Annotated in this window: 10 protein-coding genes, 16 tRNA genes and 2 rRNA genes (1 of these 28 running past the window's edge); 27 read left to right on the plus strand and 1 reads right to left on the minus strand. The window is 38.1% G+C overall.

Going from position 1 to position 16,312, the window contains the following annotated elements; genetic code table 11:
• The 17 genes from M1D73_RS02715 to M1D73_RS02795 form a co-directional block, all read left to right on the plus strand.
• A 23S ribosomal RNA gene (locus M1D73_RS02715) occupies positions 1-2,588 on the plus strand (it extends 334 nt beyond the left edge of the window).
• Between the two features lie 100 nt (positions 2,589-2,688).
• Positions 2,689-2,804, plus strand: a 5S ribosomal RNA gene (gene rrf / locus M1D73_RS02720).
• Between the two features lie 8 nt (positions 2,805-2,812).
• Positions 2,813-2,887: transfer RNA gene (locus M1D73_RS02725), tRNA-Asn, on the plus strand.
• A 2-nt stretch (positions 2,888-2,889) separates the two neighbouring features.
• Positions 2,890-2,981: transfer RNA gene (locus tag M1D73_RS02730), tRNA-Ser, on the plus strand.
• Positions 2,982-2,998: 17 nt separating this feature from the next.
• A tRNA-Glu gene (locus M1D73_RS02735) sits at positions 2,999-3,073 on the plus strand.
• Between the two features lie 4 nt (positions 3,074-3,077).
• Positions 3,078-3,153: transfer RNA gene (locus tag M1D73_RS02740), tRNA-Val, on the plus strand.
• A gap of 26 nt (positions 3,154-3,179) precedes the next feature.
• Positions 3,180-3,256, plus strand: a tRNA-Met gene (locus M1D73_RS02745).
• A 3-nt stretch (positions 3,257-3,259) separates the two neighbouring features.
• Positions 3,260-3,335: transfer RNA gene (locus M1D73_RS02750), tRNA-Asp, on the plus strand.
• A gap of 9 nt (positions 3,336-3,344) precedes the next feature.
• Positions 3,345-3,420 (plus strand) — tRNA-Phe (locus M1D73_RS02755).
• Positions 3,421-3,438: 18 nt separating this feature from the next.
• Positions 3,439-3,514, plus strand: a tRNA-Thr gene (locus M1D73_RS02760).
• 10 nt (positions 3,515-3,524) lie between these two features.
• Positions 3,525-3,608, plus strand: a tRNA-Tyr gene (locus M1D73_RS02765).
• A gap of 7 nt (positions 3,609-3,615) precedes the next feature.
• Positions 3,616-3,689 (plus strand) — tRNA-Trp (locus tag M1D73_RS02770).
• A gap of 19 nt (positions 3,690-3,708) precedes the next feature.
• A tRNA-His gene (locus tag M1D73_RS02775) sits at positions 3,709-3,784 on the plus strand.
• Between the two features lie 63 nt (positions 3,785-3,847).
• Positions 3,848-3,922: transfer RNA gene (locus M1D73_RS02780), tRNA-Gln, on the plus strand.
• Positions 3,923-3,927: 5 nt separating this feature from the next.
• Positions 3,928-4,002, plus strand: a tRNA-Gly gene (locus M1D73_RS02785).
• A 14-nt stretch (positions 4,003-4,016) separates the two neighbouring features.
• Positions 4,017-4,087 (plus strand) — tRNA-Cys (locus M1D73_RS02790).
• A gap of 10 nt (positions 4,088-4,097) precedes the next feature.
• Positions 4,098-4,179 (plus strand) — tRNA-Leu (locus tag M1D73_RS02795).
• Between the two features lie 210 nt (positions 4,180-4,389).
• Here M1D73_RS02795 and M1D73_RS02800 read toward each other — a convergent pair.
• Positions 4,390-4,710 (minus strand): DUF3884 family protein, encoded by a 321-nt coding sequence (locus tag M1D73_RS02800; protein WP_000149743.1) that lies wholly within the window; start codon positions 4,708-4,710, stop codon positions 4,390-4,392.
• Between the two features lie 351 nt (positions 4,711-5,061).
• Between M1D73_RS02800 and M1D73_RS02805 the strand changes: the two genes are divergently transcribed.
• From M1D73_RS02805 to M1D73_RS02850, 10 genes are all read left to right on the plus strand, one after another.
• Positions 5,062-5,781, plus strand: coding sequence for a YebC/PmpR family DNA-binding transcriptional regulator (locus M1D73_RS02805; protein WP_000532952.1), 720 nt, complete (start codon positions 5,062-5,064; stop codon positions 5,779-5,781).
• 146 nt (positions 5,782-5,927) lie between these two features.
• Positions 5,928-6,389 (plus strand): NUDIX hydrolase, encoded by a 462-nt coding sequence (locus M1D73_RS02810; protein WP_098213013.1) that lies wholly within the window; start codon positions 5,928-5,930, stop codon positions 6,387-6,389.
• 493 nt (positions 6,390-6,882) lie between these two features.
• Positions 6,883-7,659 (plus strand): transglycosylase domain-containing protein, encoded by a 777-nt coding sequence (locus tag M1D73_RS02815; RefSeq protein WP_000664715.1) that lies wholly within the window; start codon positions 6,883-6,885, stop codon positions 7,657-7,659.
• Positions 7,660-7,846: 187 nt separating this feature from the next.
• Positions 7,847-8,497 (plus strand): DsbA family protein, encoded by a 651-nt coding sequence (locus tag M1D73_RS02820; RefSeq protein ID WP_000841307.1) that lies wholly within the window; start codon positions 7,847-7,849, stop codon positions 8,495-8,497.
• Between the two features lie 115 nt (positions 8,498-8,612).
• Positions 8,613-8,686 (plus strand) — tRNA-Gly (locus tag M1D73_RS02825).
• A 199-nt stretch (positions 8,687-8,885) separates the two neighbouring features.
• Entirely contained in the window at positions 8,886-10,028 is a 1,143-nt protein-coding gene (gene queG, locus M1D73_RS02830) for a tRNA epoxyqueuosine(34) reductase QueG (RefSeq protein WP_000345215.1), read from the plus strand.
• 44 nt (positions 10,029-10,072) lie between these two features.
• Positions 10,073-10,960, plus strand: a complete 888-nt coding sequence (locus tag M1D73_RS02835) for an amidase domain-containing protein (protein WP_481157991.1) — start codon at positions 10,073-10,075, stop codon at positions 10,958-10,960.
• Between the two features lie 58 nt (positions 10,961-11,018).
• Complete coding sequence (trmL, locus tag M1D73_RS02840) at positions 11,019-11,507, plus strand: tRNA (uridine(34)/cytosine(34)/5-carboxymethylaminomethyluridine(34)-2'-O)-methyltransferase TrmL (RefSeq protein WP_000538147.1); 489 nt, start codon at positions 11,019-11,021, stop codon at positions 11,505-11,507.
• A gap of 127 nt (positions 11,508-11,634) precedes the next feature.
• The gene (locus M1D73_RS02845) at positions 11,635-13,704 is read left to right on the plus strand and encodes a sensor domain-containing protein (protein ID WP_000657173.1); all 2,070 of its coding nucleotides are present in this window, start codon (positions 11,635-11,637) and stop codon (positions 13,702-13,704) included.
• Between the two features lie 385 nt (positions 13,705-14,089).
• Entirely contained in the window at positions 14,090-15,985 is a 1,896-nt protein-coding gene (locus tag M1D73_RS02850; RefSeq protein ID WP_000353273.1) for a PrkA family serine protein kinase, read from the plus strand.
• Positions 15,986-16,312: the final 327 nt, after the last annotated feature.

Consider the following 16,312-nt stretch of genomic DNA (forward strand, 5'->3'; position numbering starts at 1 on the left):
GTAGACGAAGCGACCTGGAAAGGTCCGTCGTAGAGGGTAACAACCCCGTAGTCGAAACTTCGTTCTCTCTTGAATGTATCCTGAGTACGGCGGAACACGTGAAATTCCGTCGGAATCTGGGAGGACCATCTCCCAAGGCTAAATACTCCCTAGTGATCGATAGTGAACCAGTACCGTGAGGGAAAGGTGAAAAGCACCCCGGAAGGGGAGTGAAAGAGATCCTGAAACCGTGTGCCTACAAATAGTCAGAGCCCGTTAACGGGTGATGGCGTGCCTTTTGTAGAATGAACCGGCGAGTTACGATCCCGTGCGAGGTTAAGCTGAAGAGGCGGAGCCGCAGCGAAAGCGAGTCTGAATAGGGCGTTTAGTACGTGGTCGTAGACCCGAAACCAGGTGATCTACCCATGTCCAGGGTGAAGTTCAGGTAACACTGAATGGAGGCCCGAACCCACGCACGTTGAAAAGTGCGGGGATGAGGTGTGGGTAGCGGAGAAATTCCAATCGAACCTGGAGATAGCTGGTTCTCCCCGAAATAGCTTTAGGGCTAGCCTTAAGTGTAAGAGTCTTGGAGGTAGAGCACTGATTGGACTAGGGGTCCTCATCGGATTACCGAATTCAGTCAAACTCCGAATGCCAATGACTTATCCTTAGGAGTCAGACTGCGAGTGATAAGATCCGTAGTCAAAAGGGAAACAGCCCAGACCGCCAGCTAAGGTCCCAAAGTGTGTATTAAGTGGAAAAGGATGTGGAGTTGCTTAGACAACTAGGATGTTGGCTTAGAAGCAGCCACCATTTAAAGAGTGCGTAATAGCTCACTAGTCGAGTGACTCTGCGCCGAAAATGTACCGGGGCTAAATACACCACCGAAGCTGCGGATTGATACCAATGGTATCAGTGGTAGGGGAGCGTTCTAAGGACAGTGAAGTCAGACCGGAAGGACTGGTGGAGTGCTTAGAAGTGAGAATGCCGGTATGAGTAGCGAAAGACGGGTGAGAATCCCGTCCACCGAATGCCTAAGGTTTCCTGAGGAAGGCTCGTCCGCTCAGGGTTAGTCAGGACCTAAGCCGAGGCCGACAGGCGTAGGCGATGGACAACAGGTTGATATTCCTGTACCACCTCTTTATCGTTTGAGCAATGGAGGGACGCAGAAGGATAGAAGAAGCGTGCGATTGGTTGTGCACGTCCAAGCAGTTAGGCTGATAAGTAGGCAAATCCGCTTATCGTAAAGGCTGAGCTGTGATGGGGAAGCTCCTTATGGAGCGAAGTCTTTGATTCCCCGCTGCCAAGAAAAGCTTCTAGCGAGATAAAAGGTGCCTGTACCGCAAACCGACACAGGTAGGCGAGGAGAGAATCCTAAGGTGTGCGAGAGAACTCTGGTTAAGGAACTCGGCAAAATGACCCCGTAACTTCGGGAGAAGGGGTGCTTTCTTAACGGAAAGCCGCAGTGAATAGGCCCAAGCGACTGTTTAGCAAAAACACAGCTCTCTGCGAAGCCGTAAGGCGAAGTATAGGGGGTGACACCTGCCCGGTGCTGGAAGGTTAAGGAGAGGGGTTAGCGTAAGCGAAGCTCTGAACTGAAGCCCCAGTAAACGGCGGCCGTAACTATAACGGTCCTAAGGTAGCGAAATTCCTTGTCGGGTAAGTTCCGACCCGCACGAAAGGTGTAACGATTTGGGCACTGTCTCAACCAGAGACTCGGTGAAATTATAGTACCTGTGAAGATGCAGGTTACCCGCGACAGGACGGAAAGACCCCGTGGAGCTTTACTGTAGCCTGATATTGAATTTTGGTACAGTTTGTACAGGATAGGCGGGAGCCATTGAAACCGGAGCGCTAGCTTCGGTGGAGGCGCTGGTGGGATACCGCCCTGACTGTATTGAAATTCTAACCTACGGGTCTTATCGACCCGGGAGACAGTGTCAGGTGGGCAGTTTGACTGGGGCGGTCGCCTCCTAAAGTGTAACGGAGGCGCCCAAAGGTTCCCTCAGAATGGTTGGAAATCATTCGTAGAGTGCAAAGGCATAAGGGAGCTTGACTGCGAGACCTACAAGTCGAGCAGGGACGAAAGTCGGGCTTAGTGATCCGGTGGTTCCGCATGGAAGGGCCATCGCTCAACGGATAAAAGCTACCCCGGGGATAACAGGCTTATCTCCCCCAAGAGTCCACATCGACGGGGAGGTTTGGCACCTCGATGTCGGCTCATCGCATCCTGGGGCTGTAGTCGGTCCCAAGGGTTGGGCTGTTCGCCCATTAAAGCGGTACGCGAGCTGGGTTCAGAACGTCGTGAGACAGTTCGGTCCCTATCCGTCGTGGGCGTAGGAAATTTGAGAGGAGCTGTCCTTAGTACGAGAGGACCGGGATGGACGCACCGCTGGTGTACCAGTTGTTCTGCCAAGGGCATAGCTGGGTAGCTATGTGCGGAAGGGATAAGTGCTGAAAGCATCTAAGCATGAAGCCCCCCTCAAGATGAGATTTCCCATAGCGTAAGCTAGTAAGATCCCTGAAAGATGATCAGGTTGATAGGTTCGAGGTGGAAGCATGGTGACATGTGGAGCTGACGAATACTAATAGATCGAGGACTTAACCATATAATATGTAGCAATGTTATCTAGTTTTGAGAGAACATAAAAAACTTGTTGACTTTTAAAGTAAATAAGTTATAATAATGATTGTCTCAAAAGAATAATGTCTGGTAATGATGGCAGAGAGGTCACACCCGTTCCCATACCGAACACGGAAGTTAAGCTCTCTAGCGCCGATGGTAGTTGGGACCTTGTCCCTGTGAGAGTAGGACGTTGCCAGGCAATATTATTCCGCAGTAGCTCAGCGGTAGAGCTATCGGCTGTTAACCGATCGGTCGTAGGTTCGATTCCTACCTGCGGAGCCATTGGAGAGCTGTCCGAGTTGGCCGAAGGAGCACGATTGGAAATCGTGTATACGTCACAAGCGTATCAAGGGTTCGAATCCCTTGCTCTCCGCCATAGGATTTATAATATTTGGCCCGTTGGTCAAGTGGTTAAGACACCGCCCTTTCACGGCGGTAACACGGGTTCGAATCCCGTACGGGTCACCACTTTGGAGGATTAGCTCAGCTGGGAGAGCACCTGCCTTACAAGCAGGGGGTCGGCGGTTCGATCCCGTCATCCTCCACCATATAAATTTTATATGAATAGTATTATCGCGGGGTGGAGCAGCACGGTAGCTCGTCGGGCTCATAACCCGAAGGTCGCAGGTTCAAATCCTGTCCCCGCAACCAAATGGTCCCGTGGTGTAGTGGTTAACATGCCTGCCTGTCACGCAGGAGATCGCCGGTTCGACCCCGGTCGGGACCGCCATTTTAATAAGGCTCGGTAGCTCAGTCGGTAGAGCAGAGGACTGAAAATCCTCGTGTCGGCGGTTCGATTCCGTCCCGAGCCACCATTTATTTTAATAAAATACGCCGGCTTAGCTCAATTGGTAGAGCAACTGACTTGTAATCAGTAGGTTGGGGGTTCAAGTCCTCTAGCCGGCACCATGTAAGTTTCGGAGGGGTAGCGAAGTGGCTAAACGCGGCGGACTGTAAATCCGCTCCTTCGGGTTCGGCAGTTCGAATCTGCCCCCCTCCACCATTTACATAGGGGCATAGTTTAAAGGTAGAACTGAGGTCTCCAAAACCTCCAGTGTGGGTTCGATTCCTACTGCCCCTGCCAAATATATTTACACAACATGGCGGTTGTGGCGAAGTGGTTAACGCACCGGATTGTGGCTCCGGCATTCGTGGGTTCGATTCCCATCAGTCGCCCCATTTTTATTTTAAAAATTACAAATAATCTAATGGATACTTACATATAATTAAGTAAGAATTCGATGGGCTATAGCCAAGCGGTAAGGCAACGGACTTTGACTCCGTCATGCGCTGGTTCGAATCCAGCTAGCCCAGCCATTTTTGCGGAAGTAGTTCAGTGGTAGAATACAACCTTGCCAAGGTTGGGGTCGCGGGTTCGAATCCCGTCTTCCGCTCCAATAAAATTTAATATGGCGGCATAGCCAAGTGGTAAGGCAGAGGTCTGCAAAACCTTTATCACCGGTTCAAATCCGGTTGCCGCCTTTTCTTTTGTGCCGATGTGGCGGAATTGGCAGACGCGCACGACTCAAAATCGTGTTCCTTCGGGAGTGTCGGTTCGACCCCGACCATCGGTATCATGAACGGCGTAATAAAAGACTCTACACCAAATGTGTAGAGTCTTTTTATGTTTTCATCATACTATAAAATAAGCAAAAATGGTGTGTTGGTGAAATGGTTATAAATGATTAAGGTAAACTTATTCATTTAGTACATGCGATACAGTTGGGGAAAGCTACAAAACAATAAAGGGATAAATTTTTATCCCTTTATATAATTTCATTATTTTATAGAGAATTTCTCCAACCTGGTGACATGAAGTTAAATCCGACGCCACCAGTAGATATTAGTACATGATCAGCTGTTAATTTCGTAATTTCTAAGAACTTCTTTTCAAACTCTTCTCTGTTGTATTTGTACATAGTTGAGTGGCATGACCACATGTGCGTTGAAGTACTCAACCAGTCTCCTAATTCCTTTAATTCAGGAAACGACTCAAATCGAATTGGTTCATCTAATTTCATGAATCTCACTTGATAGATAGTTGGGTTTAACTTCTCTCCTATTCCTTTAAAAGCATGTGATTTTTTGTCTTTGGAATGTGTCATAATTCACCCTCCATCTTTTCTTCAAATTTTTTCCTATTTTTATTATACAACAATAGAAAACAATTATGGGAATAATATGGAAATCTTTATTGGCAATATAAAAAGACTGTAACAGAAATGTTAGAGTCTTTTTGTTAAATTATACTATGTGCTTCTAAAATTCGTAATAAACGTAGGAATTCATGTATAATATAACTTGTCGAAAGAACAAAATGATAGTGATTTATATTATGTCTGTAATATGAATCAAAAATGAACTTTTTATATTTCTTTTAAAAATGTGTTGAACACACATTATATTTCATATTAATATTTTTATGTAGATTTAAAACGGGAAAGAGAGTGGAAAGTATGGGCCGTAAATGGAACAATATTAAAGACAAAAAAGCATCAAAAGATGCAAATACAAGCCGTATATACGCGAAATTTGGGCGTGAAATTTATGTGGCAGCAAAACAAGGCGAGCCAGATCCAGAATCAAACCAAGCACTAAGAGTTGTATTAGAGCGTGCGAAAACATACAATGTTCCAAGAACAATTATTGATCGTGCAGTTGAAAAAGCAAAAGGCGGTTCAGAAGAAAATTATGACGAGCTTCGTTATGAAGGATTCGGACCAAATGGAGCTATGGTTATTGTAGATACACTTACAAATAACGTAAACCGTACTGCAGCAGATGTACGAGCTGCATTTAGCAAAAATAGTGGTAATATGGGTGTGAACGGTTCTGTAGCTTACATGTTTGATGCGACAGCTGTTATCGGCCTTGAAGGTAAAACATCAGATGAAGTTCTTGAAATTTTAATGGAAGCAGATGTAGATGCACGTGACATTCTAGAAGAAGAAGATTCTGTTATCGTGTATGCTGAACCAGATCAATTTCATGCAGTACAATCTGCACTTAAAGGTGCTGGCGTTGAGGAGTTTACAGTTGCAGAATTAACAATGCTTGCACAAAGTGATGTAACACTTCCTGAAGATGCTCAAGCACAATTTGAGAAAATGGTTGATGCATTAGAAGATTTAGAAGATGTTCAACAAGTTTATCACAACGTAGACTTAGGAGAGTAATACGATAGATGACCCTTTTCGCTTAGCGGATAGGGTCTTTTTTATGAAGTTAATTAAGGTGATGAAGTATTAAAGGTATTTTGTTGTAGGTAGGGAATATGATTATAGGGATATATAAAATATTCATTATCTCTAGGAGGCTTAATATGGAACATAAGACACCAAAGCATATCGTTGCTGTAGCCGGTTATTTAACAAATGGAAAAAATGAAGTGTTATTAACAAAAGTGCACTGGCGAGCTGATACGTGGGAGTTGCCAGGAGGACAGGTAGAAGAAGGCGAAGCGCTCGATCAAGCTGTCTGTAGGGAAATAAAAGAGGAAACAGGGTTAACGGTGAAGCCTATCGGAATTACAGGCGTTTATTATAATACTTCTATGCATATTCTAGCTGTTGTTTTTAAAGTAGCATATATAAGTGGTGAAATAAAAATTCAACCTGAAGAAATACAAGAGGCTAAATTTGTTGAGTTAAATGAAGAGAACATAGATGAGTATATAACGCGTCCTCATATGAAATCCAGAACGCTTGATGCAATGAGAGCAACACATTTTATTCCGTATGAAACGTGGGAAGTACAGCCGTATAATTTAATAGGAAGATTGTAAAGAAAAGAGTAGCCGATTTGAGATACATTCGAATCACTACTCTTTTTTTGTATACTGTTTAAGAAAAAGGTCAAAATAATAATAGCACTAGTATTGATTCAGGGAACGTTTGTTCTGTATAATAAATCTATATGTTATATACATTTAGATTACTAGATAGTCAAAAGTATATATATTTGTAGATGATATAATTAAAGTGTAAAGTGAAAATATAATAGTCTTAAGGGTTTCTCTTTTATTGGTTATTCGTACTTTAACATAACCTATATTCAATATTTCAGATGAATAGTAGATAAAAAAAGACTGTGATACAATACTTTTTTATCCAACTATTTGCTGGGCAGTAAGCTTGATTAATGAGGGCCGATTAAAGTTTCACTTTATACCTTACAATGATGTAAGGTACGTGTAAGAGAAATCGATGGGATATTTTTTTACAACAATGTATTCTTAAAGTAAGAGTTATATGCTGTGTGGAAAAGAGGTGTTCAAGATGAAAGAACGAGTATTATCTAGGGTGAACTATCATCAAAAAGTTGCATTAAATCCAATGACTAAACTTTTTTATAAAGCCATTATATTATTATTATTGTTAAGTTGTACGTTATTATTCATTGGAAATGTAATGATTGAGAAAAGTGATATTAGTAAATTACATGTACCGGCTAAGTTAGAGGTGCCAGAATCATTAACACATGCATTTATTGCGACAGAAGATAAAAGATTTTATCATCATAACGGTTTAGATTATATAGCAATTATTAGGGCATCTGTTGAGAATATAAAGGCTGGTGGTGTCGTGCAAGGAGGAAGTACAATTACACAGCAGCTATCTAAAAATGCCTTTTTAACGAATGAACGTACATTTTCTCGGAAGTGGAAAGAGATTTTTTATACGAAAAAAATTGAACGCACATTTACGAAGGATGAAATATTAAAATTATATGTAAGTAATATTTATTATGGAGAAGGAGCATGGGGAATTGAAAAAGCAGCAAACCTTTACTTCGGTAAAAAGGTGAACCAATTAACGTTGGCTGAAAGTGCAATGATGGCTGCTGTAGTAAAAGCACCTGCTTATTACTCACCTGCCCAAAATTATGATAAAGCAGTAGAGAGACGTAATGTCGTTTTGAGACTAATGGAGAAAGAAGGCTATATAAGCCATGATGAGTATGTTCAAGCAGTTAGTGAGAAATTGGTAATTCGTCATGATATAAAAATAGAGCAGTCGATGTTAAATAGCGCGCGTAAAAAAGCAGTAAGTTAAGAGAAGTTCCTATAGAGGAGCTTCTTTTTTTGAATAAATTGTGACAAATTGTGACACAATATCGTCACAATTATTGTGTTTTTGTAATTTATGTGAGCGTGTTCATTGCGTGACGTATATAAGTGTTGATATTATGTGTATTGTGTACAATGCTGTATACAGAATATGAATTTAAAGAGGAATGTATATGAAATCAAATAAACTCATGGCTCTTGGTATAGTTTTTTCTATCGCAGTATTGATTGTAATTGGAACAATTGCGTATAGCATCATAAATGACAAAAAAGATAAAGGGAATGAGATGTTTGCTTATTCTACGCAACAATCTTTAGGGAAAGATGATGCTCCAGTTAAGGTAGTTGAATTTGGAGACTTTAAATGTCCTGCTTGTCGTACTTGGGATGTAACAGTATTACCTCGATTAAAAGAAGAGTATATTGATAAAGGCAAAGTGCAGTTATATTTTATTAACTTCCCATTTATCGGAAAAGACTCAGATTTAGGTGCAGCAGCTGGTGAAGCAATTTATAAACAAGATAAAGATTCATTCTGGATTTTCTATGATGAGATTTATCAAAATCAAAAGAAAGATACGGAAGAATGGATTACAGAAGATTTGCTTCTTAGCATTGTGAAAGAGAAACTTCCAAAAGTTGATGTAGAGCAATTTAAGAAAGATTTACACAGTAAAGACATTAAAGAAAAAGTAAGTAAAGATTCAGATCGTGCTCAAAAATTAAAAGTTCAAGGTGCTCCTTCTGTATATGTAAACGGAAATCTTGCAAATCCTGATTTTGATAGTATGAAGAAGGCAATTGATAAAGAATTGAAAAAGTGATGAGGTCTCTCATCACTTTTTCGACTTTTTTCGATAAAATTCTTGCCTCTACTTTTTTTACATGCTATACTATTTTACATAAGTTATTCTAATATCTTATATGTAATTCATATTTGCGGGTGTAGTTTAGTGGTAAAACAAGAGCCTTCCAAGCTCTGGTCGAGAGTTCGATTCTCTTCACCCGCTCCAAATTTTATTAAAAGTTTTTCTATAAATTGTGATCAACGCAGTGTTTCGTTTCCGAGATAAACGAGGCATTGCGTTTTTTAATGTTTGAAAAATATAATTACATGCGAAAATAGAAGTAAATGATAGTATTCCAAACGTGAATTACTAACCAATAGAGTGGTTACATAAGGGGTGGATTCATCTGAGGAGGCGATTAAGAGTGGATTTTGAACAATTAAAGCAAGATGTAATTGCGTATAGTAAAACAATTGGCATAGATAAAATAGGCTTTGCGAGCGCTTCTCCTTTTGAGGAATTAAAGCAGCGCTTAATCCAGCAACAACAATTAAATTATCAATCTGGATTTGAAGAGCCTGATATAGAGAAGAGAACGAATCCGCAACTGTTATTACCGGGTGCTAAATCAATTATTGCGATTGCTTTAGCATATCCTTCAAAATTAAAAAATGCACCATTAAGTAAGCGTGGAGAACGCCGTGGGATTTTTTGTCGTGCTTCTTGGGGACAAGATTATCATCTTGTTTTACGAGATCGTTTGCAAAAATTAGAGGCATATTTAATTGAAAAACTTCCCGATATAGAAGTGAAGTCCATGGTTGATACAGGTGAATTAAGTGATCGAGCTGTATCAGAGCGTGCTGGTATTGGATGGAGCGGTAAAAACTGCTCTATTATTACACCTGAATTTGGTTCGTACGTATACTTAGGGGAAATGATTACAAATGTTCCATTCCCGCCAGATAAGCCGATAGAAGATCAATGCGGAGGCTGTACGAAATGTATCGATATTTGCCCTACCGGTGCTTTAATACAGGGGGGACAGTTAGATTCGAAGAAGTGCATTGCGTTTTTAACACAAACGAAAGGATTCCTACCTGAAGAATATCGCGATAAAATAGGAAATCGCATATATGGATGTGATACGTGTCAGACTGTTTGTCCGAAAAACAAAGGAATGGATTTTCATAATCATCCTGAGATGGAGCCGGATCCTGAGCTAGTTAAACCATTATTAACGCCACTTTTAACAATTAGTAATCGTGATTTTAAAGAGAAATATGGGATTATGTCAGGGTCATGGAGAGGGAAAAAACCACTGCAAAGAAATGCGATTTTAGCATTAGCACATTTTAAAGAAGCATCGGCAATTCCAGATTTAATTGGTGTTATGAAAGATGACCCAAGACCGGTACTACGCGGAACGGCAGCATGGGCACTTGGGAAAATTGGCGGAGATGGAGTAGGCGAAGCGATTGAGAAAGCGATGGAACGTGAGAAAGATGAAGAAGTGCTTCATGAAATGAATCGCGGGCTTGAATTGTTAGCACAGAAAAAAGAGTAGATAATATTTCCCTTTTTCATATTGTAATATGGGAGGGAGACAGAATGGTTGTAAAAACGAAGATTGAAAACCAAGTACAACAATTTTTAGCATATATAACGGAGAAAAGAACGAATGTGGATGGTATTGCTGAGGATTTACTACAAATGGCACTGAGAAAGAAACAATTGTTTCAAAGGCGTAGTGCACATATAGTGAAAGCAACTGCGGATGTTTCTTTCATTAGACAATTAAATAGTAATGACCATCAAGAAATTGATTATCAAATACATTTTAAATATTTAATTAAGCATAAAGAATTATTTTATATTGAAGAGGAACAATTAAAACGAAGAGTTTGTTTAAATAATAGTCGAATTATAGGCGATTCTGCTATTGAAGTGTCAGAAGAAATTAGAATGGGTGAGACATTAGAAAGGGATATTACGAAAGAGAAGTACGGTTCTTATCAGTATAATCGTTTAGAGGCAGTGAAATATGCAGAGCGTTGGTGGGATGACCGGAATCCTATGTATCGTAATTTCCCTGATAATTGTACGAATTTCATTTCTCAATGTCTTCATACTGGAGAAGTATCTATGAACGGGTATCCTAATATTCGTAAAGGATGGTGGCAAAGGGAGAATCAGTGGAGTTGGAGCTGGGCTGTTGCACATTCTTTTTATTGGTATTTGTCAGGTGCTACAACAGGACTTCGAGCAGAGGCGGTAGAGAGGCCAGAAGAACTTATTCTTGGAGATGTCATTGCTTATGATTTCGAGGATGACGGAAGATGGAATCATACGACGATTGTAGTAGCAAAAGATGCAGATGGTATGCCGCTTGTAAATGCACATTCAGCGAATAGCCGTCGACGTTATTGGAACTATGAAGACTCTAGTAAATATACACCACAAATGAAATATAAATTCTTTCATATTATTAATGGGTAGAGATTTTTCGCTCAAGTGGTATAATACGTAGTAGACAAAAAACAGAGGTGAATATCGCGTGGGAGTACATGTTGTTTTATATCAGCCAGAAATTCCAGCAAATACAGGGAATATTGCTCGTACTTGTGCAGCAACTGGAACAGAATTACATTTGATTAGACCGCTTGGATTTTCAACGGATGATAAAATGTTAAAGCGTGCAGGATTAGATTATTGGCAGCACGTAAAAATTACGTATTATGATTCAATTGAAGAATTTTATGAAAAAAATAAAGACGGTGAATTCTTCTATTTAACAAAGTATGGCGAGAAAGCTCATACAGCGTTTGACTATAGCAAGCGTGAGAAGGATTACTATTTTGTATTTGGAAGAGAAACAAACGGCTTACCAGCTAATGTAATCGAAGAAAACTTTGATCATTGTTTACGTATTCCAATGACAGATAAAGTACGTTCATTAAATTTATCTAATACAGCAGCAATTTTAATTTATGAAGCGTTCCGTCAACAAAATTACCCTGGATTAGATTTAGAAATCGTTTATTAAAAGTCGCCATATGGCGACTTTTTTTTATAAAATAAAAATAATATATAATCATACATTTAAAAGAGAGGACATAATCATATAGAATGGGATATATGATTAAAAATAGATAAGACGGGTTGAGATAAATATGAAGGAAGAATATAGTAATCAAAATACCTTTTTAAGTATGATAGATATGGATTTAATTAGACAAGGATTATTACATGCTATTCAAGATTTAGTATTCATATTGAAAGTTATTGATAATGAAACGTTTCAATATATGTATGTGAATAAAATAGGAATGGATTATGCTAGGTTAAGCGAAGAGTGCTATGGAAAAACTTTTGCAGAAGTATTACCAAAAGATATAGCGGGGATATTGCAAAGGCAATATGCAAAAGTAGTGAGAGAAGCGAAAGCACACACCTTTTGTGATGTAGTCAATTTACCAAAAGGTGAGATACATTATGAATCTTCACTTAATCCTGTCTGCGACGAAGAAGGAATATGTCAATTTGTTATTTGTATTACAAGAGATATTACAGCTCAAATTGAGGAGAAGACAAAGATAGAGGAAAAACAAATGTTATTTAAGTCGTTACTGGAATATAATAATGACTCAATTATATCTATAGATTCTATAGGGAGAGTTACATATGCAAATCCGGCAACGTATGAAATATTTGGATACCGGTATGAGGAATTAAATAATAAATTTATTTTTGAATTCATTAATAAAGAATATGAAAAAGATTTTCAAATTATATTTAAGGGATCGATGCAAGGAAAAGCAAAACAAATTGTTTCAAAGAAATATGTTCATAAAGAAGGGTACGAGCTATATATTTCTTTGAGAACTATCCCGATTATTGTGAACGGTGAAATTGTTGGGATTTATATTGTTACGAGAGATGTTACAAGGCAAGTATTAAACGAAATGCGAACAGAATATTTAGCTTACTATGACCAGTTAACGGGATTAATGAATAGAATTTCATGTACAAATAAGTTAAATACTTTTTTAAATGAGAGTGTAAATTTTGCGCTTGTATTTATAGATTTAGATGAGTTTCATCGTATTAATGATACATTTGGTCATAAAGAGGGAGATAAAGTATTACAAAAAGTTACAGAATGTTTAAGCAATCTAAAAATAGAAGGTATGCACTTATTTAGAGAACACGATGATCAATTTGTTATGTTGATAGAAAATATAACGAAAGAATATGTAGAGGAAGTTGCAAAAAGCATACTGAAAAATATTAGTGAATATTTTGTAATCGAAGAAGAAGATGTATATTTAAGTGCATCAATTGGAATTGTAATGGCTCCAGCAGATGGAGAAGATGAAAAAATACTATTTCAGAGGGTCGATGCTGCTTTAGAAAAAGCAAAAGAAAAAGGAAAAGGACATTATCATTTTTATTGTAGTGGATTAGACTGTGAGCGTGAACAAAGGTTTATAATAGAAAACCAGTTACATCGTGCTATAGAAAAAAATGAATTTTTCTTATATTATCAGCCACAAATTAATATTGAAACGAAAAAAATAGCTAGTATGGAAGCTTTAATAAGGTGGGAGAATAAGGAATTAGGATTTGTTTCTCCAAACCAATTTATTCCGTTGGCAGAAAGAACAGGATTTATTATTAAGCTCGATGAATGGGTAGTAAATCAAGTGTGTCAGCAACTGCGCGAATGGTTAAATAAAGGATATGAAGTGGTCCCAATTGCGGTTAATATTTCAGCTAGACACTTTCGTTCTATTACATTAATAGAGATGATTACACGGGCTTTAAATAAGTACAATGTATCAGCTCATTTATTAGCGATAGAGGTTACAGAAGGAGCTCTTATACATAAAGATATATCAAAGAGAGTGTTACTACAATTAAAAGAACAAAATTTAAAGATTCATTTAGATGATTTTGGAACAGGCTATTCATCTTTAAGTTATTTAAAAACATATCCAATTGATACTTTAAAAATTGATCGTTCTTTTATGGAAGGTATACATATAGATGAACGTGATACGAATATTACAGCTGCAATTATTCATTTAGCTCATACTTTAGAATTGAATATAATTGCAGAAGGAGTAGAAAAAAAGGAGCAAATACAGTTTTTGAAAGAAAAGAATGTGAAGCTTGTACAAGGTTATTATTATAGCCGACCACTATCCAAATATGATATGGAAAATATGTATTATAAATAAAAAAATGATGTGCTAAAAGCACATCATTTTTTATGTGTACCTGGTTTGTCATTGTAACCGGATGTAAAAATAGCTGTAAGAAATGTGAGTGATACACCTAAAATTAATAATAATTTCATACTAATATCCTCCTTACTGTTTTCGGTTTATGAGTTTTATTTATTATCCAAAATGTATGTAAGGTTCTTAGAAGAAAAGAATTTATTTATAATGAATAGCAGTGTAAAAATGTTAATACCTATATTATACAGAATTTTCTTTGAATTTTGGAGAGAATTTTAGCGTGCTATTATATATTTCGTTTTGATTTAAAGAATGTTTAAGGACATCCTAGCATACCTTTTATAATAATCCGATTGAACAAGGAGATGGGGGAGGAGCTATAATGGATATTCTAAAAAAGATTGAACAGCATCGAGCAGCAGAAGAACGTTTACAATGGGAAGGTACGTTTGCGGAGTATTTGGAGCTTGTGAAAGAAAGACCATGGGTGGCTCAAACAGCACACTCTCGCATTTACAATATGATAAAAGACGCTGGAATTGAAGAAGTTGATGGTAGAAGAAAGTATAACTTCTTTAGTAATCAGCTCTTTGGATTAGAGGATGCTCTAGAACGTCTTGTAGAGGAATATTTTCATCCATCTGCAAAACGATTAGATGTTAGAAAAAGAATTTTATTATTAATGGGTCCTGTTAGTGGAGGGAAATCAACGTTAGTTACAATGTTGAAACGAGGATTAGAAACATATTCAAGAACAGATCGCGGAGCAATTTTTGCAATTAAAGGATGCCCAATGCACGAGGATCCACTGCATTTAATTCCACATCATTTACGAGATGATTTCTTTGATGAGTATGGGGTTAGAATTGAAGGGAATTTATCACCACTAAATGTCATGCGTTTAGAGCAAGAATACGGATCAAGAATTGAGGATGTAGTTGTAGAGCGTATTTTCTTCTCTGAAGATCGCCGTACAGGGATTGGTACATTTAGCCCGTCTGATCCAAAATCACAGGATATTGCAGATTTAACAGGTAGTCTGGACTTTTCTACGATTGCAGAATATGGTTCAGAATCAGATCCGCGTGCGTATCGATTTGATGGAGAATTAAATAAGGCAAACCGAGGAATGATGGAGTTCCAAGAGATGTTAAAATGCGATGAGAAGTTTTTATGGCACTTATTATCGCTTACGCAAGAAGGGAATTTCAAAGCGGGAAGATTTGCGCTTATTTCAGCAGATGAATTAATTGTAGCGCATACGAATGAAACAGAGTATCGCTCATTTATAGCAAATAAGAAAAATGAAGCATTGCACTCAAGAATTATTGTAATGCCAGTTCCTTATAATTTACGAGTAAGTGAAGAAGAACATATTTATGAAAAAATGATTCGTGAAAGTGATGTATCGAATGTTCACATTGCACCACACACACTTCGCGTTGCAGCAATGTTCACTATTTTAACTCGTTTAAAAGATCCGAAGCGTCCGGATATTGATTTAATTAAAAAGATGCGTTTGTATGATGGAGAAACGGTAGAAGGTTATAATGCGATTGATGTAGAAGAATTACAACGCGAATATCAAGATGAAGGTATGAAGGGTATTGATCCTCGTTATGTCATTAACCGAATTTCGTCTACAATCATTCGAAAAGAGGTACCATCTATTAACGCGTTAGATGTACTTAGATCTTTAAAAGATGGGCTAGATCAGCATCCATCCATTAGTAATGAAGACCGTGAACGTTACATGAACTTCATCTCATTAGCGAGAAAAGAATACGATGAAATCGCGAAGAAAGAAGTACAAAAAGCGTTTGTTTATTCATATGAAGAATCAGCTAAGACGCTTATGGATAATTACTTAGATAACGTTGAGGCGTACTGCAATAAATCGAAATTACGTGATCCGTTAACAGGAGAAGAAATGAGTCCAGATGAAAAACTAATGCGCTCAATTGAAGAGCAAATTGGAATTTCAGAAAATGCTAAGAAAGCGTTCCGTGAAGAGATTTTAATTCGCATTTCTGCTTATGCCCGTAAAGGAAAACGCTTTGATTATAATTCACATGAACGTCTTCGTGAAGCGATTCAGAAAAAACTATTTGCTGATTTAAAAGATATAGTGAAAATTACAACATCAACGAAAACGCCGGACGAAAATCAGCTTAAGAAAATCAATGATGTTGTTGCGCGTTTAATTGATGAGCATGGCTATAATTCTTCTTCAGCAAACGAATTACTACGCTATGTAGGTAGCTTGTTAAACAGATAGTTTGATAACAAAACGCTGTCTCTTGTATTTTGCGGGACAGCGTTTTATTATCCGTTCATATGTGTATAAAGTGTCATACCTTGTCCAAATGTAATAAATTAAGATGCAATTTCATGAATTTATTGTCAATTATTTTTACAATATGCATATGATAGAGTAACCAACCATTCATACGAAAAAAGCCAACACAATACAATATGTTGCAAAGTAAAAATGTGTGCAACAATGCATTGTGTTTCTTTCTTATCAGTGGCTGAATATTTCTTTCTATTATGTGAGTGGCAAAATTTTGTTTAGGATGCTCGGGGTATTGTATGAAAAACGTTA

This window comes from Bacillus sp. PK3-067 (assembly GCF_056738645.1).

Excerpts from the sequence above, each read along its gene's own strand:
- M1D73_RS02820 (WP_000841307.1), top strand. The coding sequence starts at position 7,847 with ATGAAATCAAATAAACTCATGGCTCTTGGTATAGTTTTTTCTATCGCA.
- M1D73_RS02810 (WP_098213013.1), top strand. The coding sequence starts at position 5,928 with ATGGAACATAAGACACCAAAGCATATCGTTGCTGTAGCCGGTTATTTA.
- M1D73_RS02805 (WP_000532952.1), top strand. The coding sequence starts at position 5,062 with ATGGGCCGTAAATGGAACAATATTAAAGACAAAAAAGCATCAAAAGAT.
- M1D73_RS02800 (WP_000149743.1), bottom strand. The coding sequence starts at position 4,710 with ATGACACATTCCAAAGACAAAAAATCACATGCTTTTAAAGGAATAGGA.
- M1D73_RS02815 (WP_000664715.1), top strand. The coding sequence starts at position 6,883 with ATGAAAGAACGAGTATTATCTAGGGTGAACTATCATCAAAAAGTTGCA.
- M1D73_RS02835 (WP_481157991.1), top strand. The coding sequence starts at position 10,073 with ATGGTTGTAAAAACGAAGATTGAAAACCAAGTACAACAATTTTTAGCA.
- M1D73_RS02850 (WP_000353273.1), top strand. The coding sequence starts at position 14,090 with ATGGATATTCTAAAAAAGATTGAACAGCATCGAGCAGCAGAAGAACGT.
- M1D73_RS02845 (WP_000657173.1), top strand. The coding sequence starts at position 11,635 with ATGAAGGAAGAATATAGTAATCAAAATACCTTTTTAAGTATGATAGAT.